Raw genomic sequence first — 17,662 nt, forward strand, 5'->3', positions numbered from 1 at the left:
AACTAGGTTGCAAGTCGGGTGACGACATCGAGCAGAATGTTGGCGCCGGCGACGAGCTCGGTATCCTCGGTGTATTCGCGCGGATTATGGCTGATGCCGCCGGCGCTCGGCACGAAGATCATCGCGGCAGGTGCGATACGCGCCATCATCTGCGCATCATGGCCGGCGCCGGACGTCATGCGCTTCGAAACCAGCCCGCGACTGATGGCAGCGGCCTCGATCAGCTCCACGATGCGGCTGTCGAAGATCACCGGCTCGAAGCGCGCCAGCCGCTCGACCGAGATGGTCACGCCTTCGGCGGCGGCGAGTTCTTCGAGGTGAGCGGCGAGTGCTGCTTCCTCCGCCTGCAGCCGGTGCTCGAAAGGATCGCGTAGGTCGATGGTGAAGATCGCTCGCGAGGGAATGACGTTGATGGCGTTGGGCTCGAAACGCATCGTGCCGACGGTGGCGACGGTCGGCGTGTTCGAAGCCTTGGCACGATCGTGCAGGAAGGCGACGACACGGGCGGCCGCATGGCCGGCGTCGCTGCGCATCGACATCGGCGTGGTGCCGGCATGGTTGGCGACCCCGTCGATGGTGATGCGCTGCCAGGAGATGCCTTGCAGGTTTTCCACCGCGCCGATCGGCACGCCTTCGCGCTCCAGCACCGGGCCCTGCTCGATATGCAGTTCGAGATAGGTATGCGGCTTGAGGAAGCCCGGCTGCTCGTCGCCGGCATAGCCGATGCGCGCCAGTTGCTGCCCGAGCACGCTGCCGTCCGTCCCCACGGCCGCCAGCGCCTCGTCGATCGCAACACCGCCGGCATGAACCAGCGAGCCCATCATGTCGGGGGAATAGCGCACGCCTTCCTCATTGGTGAAGGCGGCGACGGCCAACGGGCGCGACAGGACAAAGCCTGACGCCTTCAGTGTCTCGATTGCCTCCAGCCCGGCCAGCACGCCGTAGCAGCCGTCATAAATGCCGGCATCTATGACCGTATCGATATGCGAGCCTATCAGGATCGGCGCCTGCCCGGCATTCCCAGGCGTCCGCCAGATGCCGAAGATATTGCCCATGCGGTCGATGGCGACTTCGAGCCCCGCCTCGCGCAACCAGCCGACGAAGCGGTCGCGGCCCTGCCGGTCGGCGTCCGAGGCGGCAAGCCGCACCAGCCGGCCCTCGCCGTCGCGGCCGATGGCGCCGAGGTCCCGAATACGGCCAAGCAGCCGCCGCGCGTCGACCGAGATCATGGCGTTGCTCCAGAAAGTACCTTGCCCGCAAGCACGTCCGCGGCGGCCACGCCGACGAGTTCGGCATAACGCCTGGGATCGGTTGCGCCTTCGGTGTTGACGACCAGCACCCGCGAGAGCCGGTCGAGGCCGAGTTCGGCCTTGTTGTCGGCCAGCGCCCGGATCAGTCCGGCCAGGCCGACCCCGCCGCTTTCGCCGGCAACGATGGCCGGATCGCCGCCGGCCGGCCGCGCAAGCCTCCGCATCACAGCGACCGCATCCTCCTCGTCGACGGTCATGAAGGTGTCGGCGGCACGCGCCAGCACGCGCCAGGCGACAGGCGACGCCTCGTAGCATTCGAGCATCGCCATGACAGTCGCTTCGCCATGCGCGATCTTGACAGGATGGCCAGCCCTGGCGGCGCCCAAGATACAAGCGGCACGTGCGGGCTCGACCACGGTGAAGACCGGCCTGGCATCACCGAGCACGATGGCGAGATGGCCAGCCAGGGCAGCGGCAATGCCGCCGACCCCGGCCTGGACGAAGACGTGGGTGGGCGGTTCGCCGAGCTGGCGCAGCGCCTCGCGCATGATCGCGGTGTAGCCTTGCATGACGAGGCCTGGAATGCGCTCATAGCCCGGCCACGACGTATCGGACACGACGGTCCAGCCCTTGTCCGTCGCGACGCGTGCGGCTTGCCTGACCGAATCATCGTAGTTGCCGTCGACGCGGATCATCTCGGCGCCGTAGCGGGCGATAGCCGTGATGCGCTCGTCGCTGACGCCGGCATGGACGAAGATCGCCGCCCTCGCGCCGACAAGCCGCGCGCCCTGTGCCACCGAGCGGCCGTGATTGCCGTCGGTCGCGCAAGCCATCGTCATGGTGGCGGCGACCGCCCTGACATCGGGCTGATCGAGATCGGCGATGCCGAGCGGCCTGCCAAGCCGGCGGCCGGCTTCCTCCAGCACCAGATGAACGACGGCATAAGCGCCCCCAAGCGCCTTGAAGCTACCGAGGCCGAGGCGAAAACCCTCATCCTTGAGGTGGATGGCGCCAATGCCCAGTTCGGCGGCCAGCGCCGGCAGCGCATGCAGCGGCGTCTCCTGATGATTGTCGCGATGGGACAGGAAACGCTCGGCCGCGTCGGCCCCCGCAACCCCAAGCGTTTCGGCGTCGACCGGATCGAGTGGGCTGCCGTGCAAGGCATTGCGGTTGAGCAGAAACATCAAGGCCTCCTTGGCTGACAACGAGACTATATTGCAAGGCAGGCGCAAAAAGTGCTGTATTCAAGGCCCCGAAATGCAAGTTTGTTTCCTCAGGACATGCCATTGCCCGCGTTGCCAGCCTCGCTCGACAGTTTCGACCTCGCCATTCTCGCCGTGCTGCAGAAGGACAACACGACGCCGCAGCGACTGATCGGCGAGGCCGTGAACCTGTCGGCGCCGGCGGTGCAGCGCCGTATCAAGCGCATGCAACAGACCGGCGTCATCGCGGCCAATGTCGCGGTCATCGAACCGGCGGCGGTCGGCCAGCCCATCACCATCTTCGTCGAGGTCGAACTCGAAAGCGAACGCACCGAACTGATCGACGCGGCCAAGCGGCAATTCCTGGCGGCGCCGGAAGTCCAGCAGTGCTACTATGTGACAGGCGAGGCCGACTTCATCCTGGCCATCACGGTGGCCGACATGAGCGCCTATGAGGCGCTGACGCGGCGCCTGTTCTTCAACAGCAACAATGTCCGCAAATTCCGCACCTTCGTGGCCATGGACCGCGTCAAGGTCGGCCTGACGGTGCCGCTGCCGGGATGAGCTATCAGGTTGCATGTCTGGCATGCTTTCGCCATTCTCCGCATCGCGAATTGGCGGCGGGAGGCGCGCTTGCACGACACCACCCCGGTTGCGATCATCGGTGCCGGGCCGGCGGGCCTGGCCGTTGCCGCGTGCCTGCGGCAGGCCGGGGTCGACTTCATCTTGCTTGAAAAAGAGCAGCAGCCCGCTCCCGCCTGGCGGCGCCACTACCAGCGCGTCCACCTGCACACGACCAAGCGCTATTCATCCCTGCCCTTCGTGCCCTTCCCCAGGCATTATCCGCGCTATGTGCCACGTGATCTGTTCGTCGAATACCTCGATGCCTATGCGCAACGCTTCGATCTGCGGCCCCGCTTTGGAGAAGCGGTGCGGGCGATCGGCCGACAGGGCAGAAGCTGGGGCGTCGAAGCGACATCAGGCACCGTGCGCGCTTCCCATGTGGTGATTGCCTCGGGATACAATGCCGAGCCGCTGATGCCGGCATTCGCCGGCGCCGGCAGTTTCAAGGGCAAAAGTCTGCACAGCGCGGATTACCGCAACAACACGCCGTTTGCCGGCCAGTCGGTGCTGGTCATCGGCATGGGCAACACCGGCGCCGAGATCGCGCTCGACCTGGCGGAAGGCGGCGCGCATCCGACGATCTCCGTGCGCGGCGGCGTCCATATCGTGCCGCGCGAACTGCTCGGGGTGCCCATCCAGGTCGTCAGCATGGCGACGCGCCTGGGGCCGCGACGCGTCAATGACGCCGTGTTCCCTATCATCCTCGATCTGGTGTTGGGCAGGCTGGAGAAATATGGGCTCAAACGGCCCAAGCAGGGATTGCTGGAGCAGATATCCCTGGCGTCGCGCATCCCGGTGATCGATGTCGGCACCATCGGCAAGATCCGCGAAGGCGCGATCAAGGTCGCGCCCGACATTGCCGAGATATCAGAGGGCGGCGCCCGTTTCGTCGATGGTCGTCACAGCGACTTCGACGCGATCATCTTCGCCACCGGCTACCGCCCAGCCTATGCCAAATTCCTCCAGCCCGGCGTCGAGCCTGGCGCCAGCGGCGTCAATGCGCGCGCTTCGGAACTCGGTCTTTATCTCGTCGGCTTCCACAATTCGGTCACCGGCCTGCTGCGCGAAATCGGAATCGAAGCCCGGGCGATCACCGACGACATTCGTCTCCGGCAGAACAGAAAAAGGACGGCCGAAACCCTGCCGGTATGAGCTGAGGCCGCTCAGCTTGCCTTGCGCAGCCACACCTTGTTGTCGTGGAATGCCGCGCCGCCATAGGGTGCGGGCGCATCGGCGCCAGTCAGCACGTTGATGCCCTCGCCGCGCTCATGCGCGCTGTTCGGCCAGATGCCTTCGGCGATCACCACGCCGCGCTTGATGCCGTCGAACAGCCTCGCATGCAGCACCACCTCGCCGCGCGCATTGCCGAGTTCGACACGATCGCCCTCTGCCAAACCGTGTGCGGCGGCATCGTCGGGATGCAAGAGCAATTCCGGCCGGCCCTCCTTGGCCTTCGACACCGGCGTTTCGGAAAAGGTCGAGTTGAGGAAGTTGCGCGCCGGCGACGTAGCCAGCCGGAACGGATGCGCCTCGTCGGCAACCTCGATCAGGTCGACATGATCGGGAAATTGCGGCAACTGCTCCACCGGGCCGAACAGGCCCATGCTTTTCGGCGGCCGGTTGGGGGCGGCTTGTCCGGTCCAATCGGCGCGGAAGCGGAATTTGCCGTCCGCATGGCCGAAGCCCTTGGTGAAATGCGCGGTTTCGAAATCCGGCTGCAGGTCGACCCATTTCTGCTCCTTCAGGCTGGCAAAGCTGCCCAACCCGCGCTTGCCCAGGATGATGTCGATATGCTGCTGTTCGGTGAGGCCGAAGCCCGGCCTGTCGGCGACTCCGAGGCGCTCAGCCAATTGCTCGATGACGAAATGGTTGGTGCGCGGCCCTTCCGGCGGCTCGATCAGTTTCGGGCCGAGCGTGATGTGCTGGTTGCCGCCGCCCTTGTAGATGTCGTCATGCTCGACGAACATCGTTGCCGGCAGCACGACGTCGGCGAGCTTGGCCGTGTCGGTCATGAACTGCTCGTGCACGCAGGTGAACAGATCCTCACGCAAGAAACCCTGCTTCACCAGCCGCTGCTCGGGCGCGACATTGGCCGGGTTGGTGTTCTGGATGAGCAGCGCCGTCACCGGCGGCCCGCCATAGAGCGCATCCGGCGCCCCCGTCAGCACCGGGCCGATGCGCGAATGATCGAGAAAGCGGATCGAGGGATCGCGCATGCGCGTGCCCTCCAGCACCTCCTGGTTGAGCTTGAAGATGCCGGAATTGGAATGGAAGGCGCCGCCGCCCTCATATTGCCAGGCGCCGGTGACGGCGGCGATGCAGGAGGCGGCATGCATGTTGACCGCGCCGTTGCGCTGGCGGGCAAAGCCGTAGCCGAGGCGGAAATAGGTTTTCCTGGTCGTGCCGACGAGACGGGCAAAACTCTCTATCTCGGCCACAGTCAATCCGGTGATCGCGGCCGCCCATTCGGGTGAGCGTGTGCGCAGATGCGCTTCCAGACCTTTCGGGTCATCGGTGTATTTCTCGAGATAGGCGCGGTCGGCCAAGCCTTCCCTGAACAGCACATGCATGACCGCGCAAGCCAGCGCGCCATCGGTGCCAGGCTTCAGGACAAGGCCCATATCGGCCTGCTTCATCGTGGCGTTCTCATAGACGTCGATGACCACGATCCTGGCACCGCGCTCCTTGCGTGCCTTGATGGCGTGGGTCATGACGTTGACCTGGGTCACCACGGCATTGGTGCCCCAGATCACCACGCAATCGGACTTGGCCATTTCGCGCGGGTCGGGACCGCGCAGCGCGCCCGCCCCCATCATCCAGCCGGTCCAGGCCAGGTTGGTGCAGATCGAGCCAAAGAAGCCCGAATATTTCTTCGCATGCCGCAGCCGCTCGATACCGTCGCGCTGCACCAGCCCCATCGTGCCGGCATAGAAATAGGGCCAGACCGTCTCCGAGCCGTATTTTTCCTCGGCCGCGATGAATTTTTCGGCGACGAGATCCAGCGCCGCCTCCCAACTTGTTTCCTGCCAGGCGCCCTCGCCCTTGGCGCCTTTGCGCACCAGCGGCTTCAGCAAGCGGTCGGGATGGTGGACGCGGTCTGCGTAACGAGCAACCTTGGCGCAGACAACGCCAGCCGTATAGCTGTTGGACTTGGCGCCATGGACGCGGCCGATGCGGTTGCCGTCAAGCAACTCGACCTCGAGCGCGCAGGTCGACGGGCAATCATGCGGACAGGCCGAATGGCCGATGCGAAGGCTGGCGTGCTGGTTCATGGCACGTGTTTAGCCGTTTTCGAACAAGGCGTGTAGGGCCAGATCTGACCGTCCCCTTGAAGGAGAGGGTCGGCGCGTAGCGCCGGGGTGGGTTGTGGCGCAGACCCCCACCCCGCTCCGCTTCGCGGATCGACCCTCCCCACAAGGGGGAGGGTAACTACTCCGCCGTGCCTTCCTCATACTCGGCCGACATGGTCAGCCATTTTTCCTCGTGGCCGGCGAGCGTCTGGGCGAGTTGCGATCGCTCCTTGGCCAGCCTTGTCGCCGTCGAGGGATCCTTTTCGTAGATTGCTGGGTTGGCCAGTTCGTCCTCGATGCCGTCGATGCGCTTGCGGATGCGGTCCATCAGCGCTTCGGTGGCGCGAATTTCCTTGGCCAGCGGCTCAAAGGCGGCGCGGCGCTGGGCCGCCTCGCGGCGGCGGTCGGCCTTCGAGGCTTTTTCCGCCTCGCGCCGCTCGCGCCGGTCGCCGGACACGCCGGTGACCAGCGTCTTGTAATCTTCGAGGTCGCCGTCATAGGGATTGACCGCGCCATCCTTGACCAGCCACAGCCGGTCCGCCGTCGCTTCCAGGAGATGGCGGTCGTGCGAGATTAGGATGACGGCGCCGGGGAACTCGTTCAGCGCATGGATCAAGGATTCGCGGCTGTCGATGTCGAGATGATTGGTCGGCTCGTCAAGGATGAACAGGTTCGGCCCCTCGAAGGCCGACAGCCCCATCAACAGCCGCGCCTTCTCGCCGCCGGACAGGTCTTTCGCCGCCGTGTTCATCTTTTCGGTGGTGAGCCCAAACTGGGCGACACGGCCGCGCACTTTCGATTCCGGCGCTTCGGGCATCAGCCTGCGAACATGCTCGTAGGCGTTTTCCTCAGGCCTGAGATCGTCGAGCTGGTGCTGTGCAAAGATCGCCACCTTCAGCCCGGGCGCCACGGTCATGGTGCCGGTCTCCTGCTTCAGGCGACCGGACAGAAGCTTGGCGAAGGTCGATTTGCCGTTGCCATTCGCGCCAAGCAGCGCGATTCGGTCGTCGGCATCGATGCGCAAGGTCATTTTCTTCAGAATCGGCTCACCGGGGGTATAGCCGACATTGACATTGTTCAGCGCGACGATTGGCGAGGCCACCGTCTTCACCGGCTCCGGGAAAGAAAATGGCCGCACCGTGTCGTTCACGATGGCCGTGATCGGCTTCATCTTTTCAAGCGCCTTGATGCGGGACTGAGCCTGTCTTGCCTTGGATGCCTTTGCGCGAAAACGCTCGACGAAGGATTCCATATGCTTGCGGGCGGCTTCCTGCTTGATACGGCCCTTTTCCTGCTGTTCTTTCTGCTCGGTGTACTGGCGTTCGAACTGATCGTAGCCGCCGCGCCAGAAGGTCAGCTTCTTCTGGTCGAGATGGACGATCGAATTGACGGCGCGGTTAAGCAGGTCGCGATCGTGCGAGATCAGCAGCACCGTGTGCGGATATTTGGAAACATAGTTCTCAAGCCACAGCGTGCCTTCGAGATCGAGATAATTGGTCGGCTCGTCGAGCAGCAGAAGATCGGGTTCGGAAAACAGCACGGCAGCGAGTGCCACGCGCATGCGCCAGCCGCCGGAAAACGAGGAGGCCGGACGGCGCTGCGCGGCGTCGTCGAAGCCGAGACCGGCCAGGATGGTGGCGGCGCGCGACTCGGCCGAATGCGCGTCGATATCGGCCAGCCGCATATGGATGTCGGCAATACGGTGCGGATCGGTCGCCGTCTTTTCCTCCTCGAGCAGCGCCGTGCGCTCGAGGTCGGCCTTGAGCACGATCTCGATCAGCGGCTCCTCGGTTCCGGGCGCTTCTTGCGCCACCTGGCCGATCCGCGTGTTCTTCGGCAGGCTGATCGAGCCCGTCTCGGAAGGGAAATCGCCTGTTATAGCCTTGAACAGCGTGGTCTTGCCGGTACCGTTGCGGCCGACAAGTCCGGCCTTGGTGCCGGCCGGCAAGGTCAGCGAGGCATGGTCGAGAAGCAAGCGCCCCGCCATGCGCAGCGAGAGGTCGTTGATGATAAGCATGGCCGCGCTTTTGCACGGGAGACCGGCGCTTCGCAAGACCTTGCGGGCCGGTTGGCCACGCAAGGCATGAAAACGGCGCGCGCAATGGCGCCGTCAACATCGCAGCTCAGAGGCTTCCGGCTGCGGTCGGCCGCGCTCAGGCGCTGGCTTTGCCGCGCTTTGTCGCCTTGGCCACGGGGGCCGGCGCTGCCGGCTTGCGGCCAAGTCCCGTCGACTTCGCCAGCGCTGACCGTGTCGCTGAGTAGTTCGGAGCGACCATCGGATAGTCGGGCGGCAGGCCCCATTTGGTGCGATACTCATCCGGGCTCAGCCCATAGTCCGTCCTGAGGTGCCGCTTGAGCGACTTGAACTTCTTGCCGTCTTCCAGGCAGACGATGTAGTCGGGAAAAACCGACTTCTTCGGGTTCACCGCAGGAACCAGGCTTGGGCTTTCCGCGACAACGGCACCTCCGAGCTTTCGCACCGAGGCACTGACGCTGGCAATCAGGTCAGGCAGGCCGGAAACCGGCAGCGGGTTGTTGCCGACATAGGCCGAGACAATGTCAGCGGTCAGCTCGATAACGGTCTTATCCTCGATATTTGACAAATCTTTCACCCTATTTGCGACAAAATCATCTACCCCAGAGAAGAATTTCGTCGATGCATTTATTTAACCGCGTCCCCCAAACGGACCAGCAAATCTCAAAACGAATCAAGACTTGCAGTCAAATATTTTTTAGGGAAATCGGCTCCGTGCAAACTAGAAAAGCTAATTTTTCGGGTCGGCAGACTTAGGCGGCCCGGTTGGAAGGCCAATATCTGTAAAACACGCGTCGTCGGTCATAACGCGCTCCAACGTCTTTCGGCCCTCAGTTCGCAGTTTCCGTGAAACGGTGAAAACTGCTCTATCGCAGCCGGCGGCCGAAATCAGGCGTATGCGCGCCCTTCCTCGGTGCGCTGGAAATGCGCCAGATCGAGCTGCACGGAAGGGCGGCCCAGAACCGTCAGGATCATATGGGCCTGGCCGCGGTGGTGGGTCTGGTGGTTGAAGACGTGGTCGAGCGCCGGAGCCAGCCGTTGCGAGACGGTGCGCATGTCCGATACCGTCATGTATATAAAGCGGCCCGACAGCGCCTTGTCGCTCAAACCGCCAACCCAGTCGACGATCCGCCGGTCCTCCGCCTCGCGCGCCATGCGCAGGCCCGGCAACGCCTGGTACAGTATGGCGTCCAGCGCCGTCGGCGCATCGCCCTCGCCGGTAAAGCGCTTCATCCAGATGCGATCGGCGGCCAGGAGATGGTTGAGCGTGCCCTTCATCGAGCCGAAGAAAGCGCCGACGTCGCGATTGAATTCCTCTTCGTCGAGATCGGCGGCGGCATCGTAGATGCGGCCATTGGCCCATTGATTATAGGCCGCAAACATCATGAAGTGCCGTTTCATCTTTTCTCCCGCCGGCCTGTGTCGAGGCGTTGCGGGATACCTAAACCGCAAGGAAGCCGCCGCCAATGACCATTCTGCTTTATGATCTCGTCGGACGCGACGCCACCCGCCCGTTCAGCCCGCATTGCTGGAAGGCGACGATGGCGCTGGCGCATAAGGGGCTGGAGATCAGCGCGGTGCCGACGCGTTTTCTCGAAGTGCCCCGCGTCGAGGGCGGCGCATCGAAACTCGTGCCGGTGATCCGCGACGGCGAGACGGTCGTCGCGGATTCCTTCGCCATCGCGCTTTATCTCGACGAAACCTATCCGGACCGGCCGTCGCTGTTTGGCGGCGAAGGCGGCAAGGCCATGGCGCGCTTCATCGAGCGCTGGTCGCAACTGACCATCCATCCCTATGTGACCACCGCCGCGATCATGGACCTTTATGCCATGCAGGATACGGAGAACGCCGCCTATTTCCGCCAGAGCCGGGAGCAGCGCCTGGGCAAGAGCCTGGAAGAGGTGATGGCCGCGCGGGATGCCGGGCTTGGCAATTTCAGGGCTTCCCTGGAGCCGCTGCGCTCGATGCTCGCCTATCAGCCATTCATAGGCGGAGATTCGCCCCTGTTTGCCGACTATATCGTGTTCGGCGCGCTGCAATGGGCACGCATCGCCTCGCCCTACCCATTGCTCGACGACCACGATGTCGTGGCGCAGTGGTTCGCCCGCTGCCTCGACCTGCATGGCGGGCTGGGTCGGACGGTTGCGGCGGCCGCGTGAAACCTTAGCGCCTGACCTTGCGGCAGGGCCAGCGACGAGCCATCGGCTCCGCTATGGCCAGGTCTTATTTAGCCGCCTTTTTTGGCTTGCCGGGCTTGGCGGCGGTCTTGGCCTCTTTGGGCGCGGTTTTTGCCTTGCCGGCGACGGCCGCCTTTCTTGCTGGCTTCTTCACCGCGGATGACCCTGCATCCTCCTGGTCGATGTCGGCCGTCGCCTGTTGCCAATGGCGCTCATGCTGTCCGGCCGGTTGCCCTTCTTCCTGCCAGATATGATGTGCGCGGCTGCGAATGCGCTCCTGGCGATCGTCTGTCATGGTCATGGTCTCCATCCGGGCCGACCTCAGCGCGGCGCCGACATGTGATTATAGCAAGCAAAGCCTAATATTGCAGCCGTCCGATCTCGGGCTGGCGGCATCGCCGATATCGGCCCGGCACGCAAACGCGCATGGCGTCGACTTCCCCTGTCGACACCTCTGTCGACTTCCTCTTGGCAATGGGCCGGCCGGCTTGTATAGAGCCCGCCACTCCCAATCCAACCAGACAAGGACGACCCAATGGCGCTCGAACGCACCTTTTCCATGATCAAGCCGGACGCAACGCGGCGCAATCTCACCGGCGCTATCACCAAGATGCTGGAAGATGCCGGTCTGCGCGTCATCGCTTCGCGCCGCGTTTGGATGAGCCGCCGTGAGGCGGAAGGTTTTTACGCCGTCCACAAGGATCGTCCGTTCTTCGGCGAGCTGGTGGAATTCATGTCGTCGGCGCCGACGATCGTGCAGGTGCTGGAAGGCGAGAACGCCATTGCCAGGAACCGTGAGGTGATGGGCGCCACCAACCCGGCCAACGCCGCCGAAGGCACCATCCGCAAGGTGCATGCGCTGTCGATCGGCGAGAATTCGGTGCACGGTTCGGACGCGCCGGAAACCGCCGCGCAGGAGATCAAGTACTGGTTCTCCGACACCGAGATCGTCGGCTGAGCCGACCCTGGCATTGTGACCGAAAAAGGCCGGCGGATTGCCGGCCTTTTTCATTGAAACGGATCGATCCGGCACTGCCGTTGAACCCTTGCCCGCGCTAAAGTCGGTCAGGCACAGGGAGCCGGCGAAGCATGACCAGCACCATTCCCGGCTTCTTCCAGGGCACCGAGATGCCATCGAGCGGCTGGTGGGAGGTGCTGTGGCCCGACCCCGGTGCCGTGCTTTCGTCAACGGGACTGAAGCCGGGCATGGAGGTGGCCGACCTCTGCTGTGGCGACGGCTGGTTTACGTTGCCCATCGCCAGGGTCGCCCGCCATGTCGTCGGCATCGATATCGATACCGACCTGCTCGACGTCACCCGTCGCCGGCTCAATGAAAACGGCACGAGGAATTTCGATCTCGTAGCGGGCGATGCCTATGAACTCGCGAGCCTGATATCCCGCCCCGTCGATTTCATCTTCATGGCAAACGCCTTCCACGGCGTGCCGGACCGGCCACGGCTGGCGCGAGCCGTTAGCGAAGCGCTCGTCCCTGCCGGACGCTTTGTTGTCGTCAACTGGCATCAGCAGCCGCGTGAACAAACCACGGTGCTCGGCGAGCCCCGCGGACCGAAGACCGAATTGAGGATATCGCCGGAACAGACCATCACGGCCGTCGAGGCGGCCGGCCTCAAATTCATCGAGCTGGTCGACGTGCCGCCCTACCACTATGGCGCCGTGTTCGAAAAAATGAGCGGCTGACCTCCGCCGACAGCCCTTTCACGGCATCAGCTCGCGGCGCTGAAACGCAGGATTTCGCGGCCGTTCCCGTCGGCGATGGTCAACTTGCCGGCATCGACTTTATACGAAGCCGCCTTTGCCAGAGCCTCGAACAGCGCCTTTTCCTCCGCCATCACCTCGGGCGCGCAGGCCTTGTAGGTCGAGCCGATGTCGCTGATCGCGATCTTCTGGCCATCGAGGTTGGCGGTGGCAAAATAGCTGTTGCAGGGACCGTTGCCGTCGGCCTTGCCTGCTTCACTCACCCGGAATGTCGCTTGCGATGCGGTGATGGCTACGCCGTCGACATAATCGAGAAGCCAAAGCTGATCGAGAACGGAAGCAGTGGGCTCGGGACTTGGCGTCACCATCTTGAGCATGATTGTTTGCGGCGCATCGGTCAGCGGATCGACTTGATGGCGCTCATCCGAGATGAACAGGAGCCTGTCGCCGACGGTGATGCGGGCCTGCAACGCATAGGTCATCCGCCGCTGGATCCGGGACGGATCGAATTTGACCGCAAAGCTGATCGGCACCTGGCCTGCCGGCGTCAGCTTCTGTTCGCCGACGATTTTGGCGGGCGCGTCGGCCAACGAGACATCGGCAAGCTGGACCGAGAGCACGGCATTGGGCGGCAAAGCGATGCGCTCGCGGTAGGTCACCTCGCCTTTCAGGGCTTTTTCGGCGGCCACGGAGAGTTCCGGCACGGCCAGTATACCGACGACCAGAGGCACGAAACCGAAGACGAAGAACTCCGCTATCCTGTCCAGCACGACCATCTCCCTTCCCCGGGCTGGCCACAGCCCAGGCTGACCAACAACGAATTGGCCAAAGGATTGCGGTCAATGCGTGGCTGATGCAAAATTATTCGGACGGTGGCCTTTTCCAGCGCCCTGCCGCCTGCTCGTCTTTCTCCTTGGCCTCGACCCAGCCGCCCTCGGAGCCGTCGGCATGATGCTCCTTTTTCCAGAAGGGAGCCTGCGACTTCAGATAATCCATGAGGAAATTCGCCGCCTCGAACGCGGCTTGCCGATGCACGGAGGCCGCCACCACCAGCACGATGTTCTCGCCTGGCCGGATCTTGCCATGACGGTGGATGGCGGTGATGCCCTGCAGCGGCCAGCGCTGAACCGCTTCGGCCGCGATGCGGGCGATTTCGGCCTCTGCCATGCCCGGATAATGCTCGAGCTCAAGGGCCGAGAGCGTCCCCTGCTCGTCACGGCACAGGCCCGAGAAGGTGACCACAGCGCCGATGTCGGCGCGGCCTTGCGTCAGTCTGGCGATTTCGGCGGCGACGTCAAAATCCTGCGCCTCGACGCGCACGACAGGTACGACCGCGCCGGCCATCTCAGCCCCCGGTCATCGGCGGAAACAGCGCGATCTCGCGCGCGCCAGATATCTTTTCGCCGTGCTCGACATGTTCCTGGTTGATAGCGACGCGGATCACGTCGGGATGTTGCAGCGCATGGTCGTATTCCTCGCCGCGCGACTTCAGCCAGCGCAACAGGTCCGCAACCGTGTCGACGCCATGCGGCAATTCCACGTCTTCGTCCGGCTTGCCGATTCGCTCCCGCACCCAGGCGAAGTAGATGAGCTTCGTCATCCTATTCGTCCATGATGTGCTTGAGGCCGGCACGGAAATAGTCATAGCCGGTATAAAGCGTGACCAGGGCAGCGATCCACAACAGCACCAGGCCGGTCTGTGTGGTCAGCGGAAAAATCTTGTCGCCGGCCGGACCGGCGAGCAGGAAGGCGATGGCGACCATCTGGATAGTGGTCTTCCATTTGGCAAGCTGCGTCACCGGCACGGAGACCTTGAGCGCCGCCAAATATTCGCGCAGGCCCGAAACCAGGATTTCGCGGCACAGGATGATGATCGCCGCCCACAGCGACCAGCCGGCAATGCCGGCATGGCGGTCGGTGTCAGCGGCAAGCAGCAGCAGGCATGTCGCGACCAGCAGCTTGTCGGCAATGGGGTCGAGCATCTTGCCGATGTTCGAGGTCTGCTTCCAGGCGCGGGCGAAATAGCCGTCGAAATAGTCGGTGATGGACGCCAGCAGGAAAATGATCAGCGCCGACCAGCGGGCGAAGTCGCTCGACTTCAGATGCCCCTCGAGGAAGAAGCACAGCACCACCAGCGGCACCGCGATAATGCGGGCGTAGGTGAGGATGTTCGGGAGGTTGAACGCGCGCTGAGCCATATCCGGGGGAACTCTTTCTGCCTGCGTACTCAAATCAGAAGCTGATGTAGGGGGTCAACAGGCCAAAATCGATTGGCCAGCAAAAATAGGCCAATCTTGTCATCTCGCGGGCTACGCCGCGCCGCTCCTTGCTTCGCCCGGGAGCCGATGGTCGCTTTCGGGCGACATGCATCAGTTCTCGTGAAAATGGTTGTAAACCAGTCTGGCCACCTGCTCGGAAATGCCGTCGACCTTTACCAGGTCCTCGATTGCCGCGCGACCGACCGCCTTGGCGGTGCCGAAATGCATCAGCAGCGCCCGTTTGCGGCTGGGGCCGATGCCGCCGATCTCGTCGAGCGGGCTCTTGACCATCTCCTTCTTGCGGCGCGCCCGGTGCGAGCCGATGGCGAAACGGTGAACCTCGTCGCGTAGGCGCTGGACAAAATAGAGCACCGGGTCGCGTACCGGCAGCGAAAACGAGTCCCTGCCCTTGATGAAGAAGCGCTCGCGGCCCGCGTCGCGGTCCTGGCCCTTGGCGATGCCGATGGCCACGACCCGGTCCTCGATGCCGAGATCGGCGAGGATCTTGCGCACGGCGCTCATCTGGCCCTGGCCGCCATCGATCAGGATGACGTCGGGCCAGGCAGGGAAGCCCCCCGACATGTCGCCCTCATCGCTGTCCGCCTCGCCTGCCGCGGCATCGTTGGGCGTCGCATCGCCATGCTCCTTGAGCAATCGTGAAAACCGCCGCTCCATCACTTCGCGCATCATGCCGAAATCGTCGCCGGGCGTGATCTCGGTCGAGCGGATATTGAATTTCCGGTACTGGTTCTTCACAAAACCTTCCGGCCCGGCGACGACCATGGCGCCGACGGCGTTGGTGCCCATGATGTGCGAATTGTCGTAGACCTCGATGCGCACCGGCGGCTTTTCGAGCCCGAAGGTCTCGGCGAAGCCGGCGAGCAACCTGGCCTGCGTCGAGGTTTCGGCCAGCCGACGGCCGAGCGCCTCGCGGGCATTTTGCAACGCGTTGTCGGTCAGGTCCTTCTTCTCGCCACGCTGCGGCACCGAGATCGATACTTTGCGGCCGGCGCGGGTCGAGAGCGCCTCGGCCAACAGTTCCTGATCCTCCACGGCGTGCGACAGCAGAATGGCCCGCGGCGTCGGCTTGTCGTCATAGAACTGCGCCAGGAACGAGCCCAGCACCTCTGCGCCTTCCAGCGCCGGATCGGCCTTCGGGAAATAGGCGCGGTTGCCCCAGTTCTGGCCGGTGCGGAAGAAGAACACCTGGATGCAGACCTGGCCGCCCTCCTGATGGATTGCGAAGACATCGGCCTCGTCGACGGTCTGCGGATTGATGCCCTGGTGGCTCTGCACGTGCGAGAGTGCCGCCAGCCGGTCTCGATAGATGGCGGCGCGCTCGAAATCGAGGTCTTGCGAGGCCTGCTGCATGGCGGCCGAAATCTCGGTCTTCACCTTCTGGCTGCGGCCGGAAAGAAAATCCTTCGCCTCGGCAACCAGCTCGGCATAGTCGCTATGCGAAATCTCGCCGGTGCACGGACCGGCGCAGCGCTTGATCTGATAGAGCAGGCAAGGCCGCGTGCGGTTCTCGTAGAAGGAGTTGGTGCAACTCCTCAGGAGGAAGGCGCGCTGCAAGGAATTGATGGTGCGGCCGACCGCGCCCGCGGAAGCGAAGGGGCCGAAATAATCACCTTTGCGCGAACGCGCGCCGCGATGCTTGTAGATGCCGGGCGAGACATGGTCGCCGGTCAAGAGGATGTAGGGAAACGACTTGTCGTCGCGCATCAGCACGTTGAAACGTGGCCGCAGCCGCTTGATGAGGTTGGCCTCCAACAGCAGCGCCTCGATCTCGGTGCGAGTGACGACGAACTCCATCGTCGCGGTCTCGCGCACCATGCGGCCGATGCGGTTGGTGTGGAAGCGGCCTTGCGCGTAATTGGTGACGCGCTTCTTCAGGCTGCGAGCCTTGCCGACATAGAGCACGTCGCCATTGGCATTCATCATGCGGTAGACGCCCGGCGCATTGGGCAGCCGCTTGACCAGCGTCTGGATCACTTCGGCGCCGACCATACCGTCAGCATCGCCGGCATGCGGCGTCCAGTCGATGGCGGTGAAGGCGACGTCCGGGCCGGCCGGTTCGACGATCTCCTCCGCCGCCTCGTCCTCGACGTCGATTTCGGGAGGCAGATCGTCGGCGCCGCCACGCATCTTGTGTTTCTGCTCTGCGGGACTCATTCCGTCATGCCTGTCACATCAGGTGTGCGCCATGCAAGATGCTGGCCGCCATCAAGCGCGATCATCTGCCCGGTAACCGAGCGGGCTTCCCAGAGATAGCGGATTGTGGCGCCGAATTCCGGCAATTGCGGGCCGCGTTTCAAAATGAGACCGGCGAGTTGCGCGGCAAAGTCACTGTCGTCCTGGTGCGCGTTCTTCAAGGTCGGGCCGGGACCGATGGCATTGACGCGGATGCGCGGGCCGAGCGCCTGCGCCATCATCTGGGTTGCCGTCCACAAGGCGGACTTCGACAGCGCATAGGAGAAGTAGCGCGGCGTCGGCCGCCAGACACGTTGGTCGATCATGTTGACGATCAGCCCCTCCCGCCCGTCCGGCAGGGCCCGGGCAAAGTTCTGCGCCAACAGCGCCGGGGTCTTCACATGAATGGCGAAGTGGCGGTCCCAGCCCTGCCAGTCGAAATCAAGAACCGAATCGTCCTCGAACAGCGAAGCGTTGTTGACGAGCAGCGAGATCGGCCCGAGCGCGGCTTCGGCGCGGCCGACCAGGTCGCCGACCTCGGCCATATCGGTCAGATCGGCGGCGACCACGGCGGCGTGGCCGCCGGCGCGGTTGATCCGCTGGGCAAGCGCATCCGCGTCGTCGCGCGAGCGGTTGCAGTGAATGGCGACGGCAAAACCGTGGGCGGCGAGATCCTCGACAATCGCGCTACCGATCCGTTTTGCCCCGCCCGTCACCAGCGCCGCGGTGGCTTTGCTCATCTGTTGTCAATCCTCGGTTTCGGCGCGAAGGAGGGCGCCGGCAAAATATGGCCCGCCACCCGTTAAATGGCGTTCGCAGCTGCGGCAACATTGTGGCGAAACGGCCGGTTCGGCATTTCGAGCCGGCCGGCAATGAGCCGGCCTCAACACAATATAGGGGGCTGGACTCCTTGCACC

Annotated in this window: 18 protein-coding genes; 5 read left to right on the forward strand and 13 right to left on the reverse strand. The window is 63.8% G+C overall.

Annotated elements, in window-relative coordinates; translation table 11 throughout:
* Window positions 1-2: 2 nt before the first annotated feature.
* Together FJ946_RS01400 and FJ946_RS01405 are read right to left on the reverse strand one after the other, a co-directional pair.
* Complete coding sequence (locus tag FJ946_RS01400; protein ID WP_140565081.1) at window positions 3-1,229, reverse strand: Zn-dependent hydrolase; 1,227 nt, start codon at window positions 1,227-1,229, stop codon at window positions 3-5.
* Window positions 1,226-2,434 carry a diaminopropionate ammonia-lyase gene (locus FJ946_RS01405; RefSeq protein ID WP_140565079.1) on the reverse strand — a complete coding sequence of 403 codons (1,209 nt, stop codon included), beginning with the start codon at window positions 2,432-2,434 and terminating at the stop codon, window positions 1,226-1,228. The genes FJ946_RS01400 and FJ946_RS01405 overlap by 4 nt, the downstream gene beginning before the upstream one ends.
* 96 nt (window positions 2,435-2,530) lie before the next feature.
* Between FJ946_RS01405 and FJ946_RS01410 the strand changes: the two genes are divergently transcribed.
* Together FJ946_RS01410 and FJ946_RS01415 are read left to right on the forward strand one after the other, a co-directional pair.
* Window positions 2,531-3,016, forward strand: coding sequence for an Lrp/AsnC family transcriptional regulator (locus FJ946_RS01410; RefSeq protein ID WP_181165174.1), 486 nt, complete (start codon window positions 2,531-2,533; stop codon window positions 3,014-3,016).
* Between the two features lie 69 nt (window positions 3,017-3,085).
* Window positions 3,086-4,228: an NAD(P)/FAD-dependent oxidoreductase gene (locus tag FJ946_RS01415; protein WP_140565077.1), complete on the forward strand. Its 1,143-nt coding sequence runs from the start codon at window positions 3,086-3,088 to the stop codon at window positions 4,226-4,228.
* Window positions 4,229-4,239: 11 nt separating this feature from the next.
* Here the strand turns inward: FJ946_RS01415 and FJ946_RS01420 are convergent, their stop codons facing one another.
* From FJ946_RS01420 to FJ946_RS01435, 4 genes are all read right to left on the reverse strand, one after another.
* Complete coding sequence (locus tag FJ946_RS01420) at window positions 4,240-6,348, reverse strand: molybdopterin oxidoreductase family protein (protein ID WP_140565075.1); 2,109 nt, start codon at window positions 6,346-6,348, stop codon at window positions 4,240-4,242.
* Between the two features lie 157 nt (window positions 6,349-6,505).
* Window positions 6,506-8,383 (reverse strand): ABC-F family ATP-binding cassette domain-containing protein, encoded by a 1,878-nt coding sequence (locus FJ946_RS01425; RefSeq protein WP_140494379.1) that lies wholly within the window; start codon window positions 8,381-8,383, stop codon window positions 6,506-6,508.
* A 136-nt stretch (window positions 8,384-8,519) separates the two neighbouring features.
* Window positions 8,520-8,969, reverse strand: coding sequence for a MucR family transcriptional regulator (locus FJ946_RS01430; RefSeq protein WP_140494381.1), 450 nt, complete (start codon window positions 8,967-8,969; stop codon window positions 8,520-8,522).
* A 320-nt stretch (window positions 8,970-9,289) separates the two neighbouring features.
* Window positions 9,290-9,802, reverse strand: a complete 513-nt coding sequence (locus tag FJ946_RS01435; protein WP_140494383.1) for a DinB family protein — start codon at window positions 9,800-9,802, stop codon at window positions 9,290-9,292.
* A gap of 65 nt (window positions 9,803-9,867) precedes the next feature.
* On the opposite strand from FJ946_RS01435, the gene FJ946_RS01440 reads away from it, so the two are divergent.
* A complete protein-coding gene (locus tag FJ946_RS01440; RefSeq protein WP_140515470.1) occupies window positions 9,868-10,560 on the forward strand; it encodes a glutathione S-transferase family protein in 693 nt (230 codons plus the stop codon).
* A gap of 64 nt (window positions 10,561-10,624) precedes the next feature.
* Here the strand turns inward: FJ946_RS01440 and FJ946_RS01445 are convergent, their stop codons facing one another.
* A complete protein-coding gene (locus FJ946_RS01445) occupies window positions 10,625-10,873 on the reverse strand; it encodes a DUF2934 domain-containing protein (RefSeq protein ID WP_226880360.1) in 249 nt (82 codons plus the stop codon).
* A gap of 240 nt (window positions 10,874-11,113) precedes the next feature.
* Between FJ946_RS01445 and ndk the strand changes: the two genes are divergently transcribed.
* Entirely contained in the window at window positions 11,114-11,536 is a 423-nt protein-coding gene (gene ndk, locus FJ946_RS01450) for a nucleoside-diphosphate kinase (RefSeq protein WP_010915217.1), read from the forward strand.
* 131 nt (window positions 11,537-11,667) lie between these two features.
* Window positions 11,668-12,276, forward strand: a complete 609-nt coding sequence (locus tag FJ946_RS01455) for a class I SAM-dependent methyltransferase (RefSeq protein ID WP_140565073.1) — start codon at window positions 11,668-11,670, stop codon at window positions 12,274-12,276.
* Window positions 12,277-12,302: 26 nt separating this feature from the next.
* Here FJ946_RS01455 and FJ946_RS01460 read toward each other — a convergent pair whose 3' ends face one another.
* The 6 genes from FJ946_RS01460 to FJ946_RS01485 form a co-directional block, all read right to left on the reverse strand.
* Window positions 12,303-13,064, reverse strand: a complete 762-nt coding sequence (locus tag FJ946_RS01460; RefSeq protein ID WP_140494392.1) for a YbaY family lipoprotein — start codon at window positions 13,062-13,064, stop codon at window positions 12,303-12,305.
* A gap of 91 nt (window positions 13,065-13,155) precedes the next feature.
* Window positions 13,156-13,638 carry a molybdenum cofactor biosynthesis protein MoaE gene (locus tag FJ946_RS01465; RefSeq protein WP_140517865.1) on the reverse strand — a complete coding sequence of 161 codons (483 nt, stop codon included), beginning with the start codon at window positions 13,636-13,638 and terminating at the stop codon, window positions 13,156-13,158.
* Window position 13,639: 1 nt separating this feature from the next.
* The gene (gene moaD / locus FJ946_RS01470) at window positions 13,640-13,894 is read right to left on the reverse strand and encodes a molybdopterin converting factor subunit 1 (RefSeq protein ID WP_140565071.1); all 255 of its coding nucleotides are present in this window, start codon (window positions 13,892-13,894) and stop codon (window positions 13,640-13,642) included.
* 1 nt (window position 13,895) lies between these two features.
* On the reverse strand, window positions 13,896-14,492 hold the full coding sequence (pgsA, locus tag FJ946_RS01475) for a CDP-diacylglycerol--glycerol-3-phosphate 3-phosphatidyltransferase (protein ID WP_140494400.1): 597 nt from the start codon (window positions 14,490-14,492) through the stop codon (window positions 13,896-13,898).
* A gap of 171 nt (window positions 14,493-14,663) precedes the next feature.
* Window positions 14,664-16,727, reverse strand: coding sequence for an excinuclease ABC subunit UvrC (gene uvrC / locus FJ946_RS01480; RefSeq protein WP_140565069.1), 2,064 nt, complete (start codon window positions 16,725-16,727; stop codon window positions 14,664-14,666).
* Entirely contained in the window at window positions 16,724-17,485 is a 762-nt protein-coding gene (locus FJ946_RS01485) for an SDR family oxidoreductase (protein WP_140517862.1), read from the reverse strand. The genes uvrC and FJ946_RS01485 overlap by 4 nt, the downstream gene beginning before the upstream one ends.
* Window positions 17,486-17,662: the final 177 nt, after the last annotated feature.

The sequence above is a fragment of the Mesorhizobium sp. B2-4-7 genome (assembly GCF_006442685.1).
In the GTDB taxonomy this organism is placed as follows: Bacteria; Pseudomonadota; Alphaproteobacteria; order Rhizobiales; family Rhizobiaceae; genus Mesorhizobium.

Coding starts and splice junctions, on each gene's coding strand:
- FJ946_RS01400 (WP_140565081.1), bottom strand. CDS start 1,229: ATGATCTCGGTCGACGCGCGGCGGCTGCTTGGCCGTATTCGGGACCTC.
- FJ946_RS01405 (WP_140565079.1), bottom strand. CDS start 2,434: ATGTTTCTGCTCAACCGCAATGCCTTGCACGGCAGCCCACTCGATCCG.
- FJ946_RS01410 (WP_181165174.1), top strand. CDS start 2,531: ATGCCATTGCCCGCGTTGCCAGCCTCGCTCGACAGTTTCGACCTCGCC.
- FJ946_RS01420 (WP_140565075.1), bottom strand. CDS start 6,348: ATGAACCAGCACGCCAGCCTTCGCATCGGCCATTCGGCCTGTCCGCAT.
- FJ946_RS01425 (WP_140494379.1), bottom strand. CDS start 8,383: ATGCTTATCATCAACGACCTCTCGCTGCGCATGGCGGGGCGCTTGCTT.
- FJ946_RS01435 (WP_140494383.1), bottom strand. CDS start 9,802: ATGAAACGGCACTTCATGATGTTTGCGGCCTATAATCAATGGGCCAAT.
- FJ946_RS01440 (WP_140515470.1), top strand. CDS start 9,868: ATGACCATTCTGCTTTATGATCTCGTCGGACGCGACGCCACCCGCCCG.
- FJ946_RS01445 (WP_226880360.1), bottom strand. CDS start 10,873: ATGACAGACGATCGCCAGGAGCGCATTCGCAGCCGCGCACATCATATC.
- ndk (WP_010915217.1), top strand. CDS start 11,114: ATGGCGCTCGAACGCACCTTTTCCATGATCAAGCCGGACGCAACGCGG.
- FJ946_RS01455 (WP_140565073.1), top strand. CDS start 11,668: ATGACCAGCACCATTCCCGGCTTCTTCCAGGGCACCGAGATGCCATCG.
- FJ946_RS01465 (WP_140517865.1), bottom strand. CDS start 13,638: ATGGCCGGCGCGGTCGTACCTGTCGTGCGCGTCGAGGCGCAGGATTTT.
- moaD (WP_140565071.1), bottom strand. CDS start 13,894: ATGACGAAGCTCATCTACTTCGCCTGGGTGCGGGAGCGAATCGGCAAG.
- pgsA (WP_140494400.1), bottom strand. CDS start 14,492: ATGGCTCAGCGCGCGTTCAACCTCCCGAACATCCTCACCTACGCCCGC.
- uvrC (WP_140565069.1), bottom strand. CDS start 16,727: ATGAGTCCCGCAGAGCAGAAACACAAGATGCGTGGCGGCGCCGACGAT.
- FJ946_RS01485 (WP_140517862.1), bottom strand. CDS start 17,485: ATGAGCAAAGCCACCGCGGCGCTGGTGACGGGCGGGGCAAAACGGATC.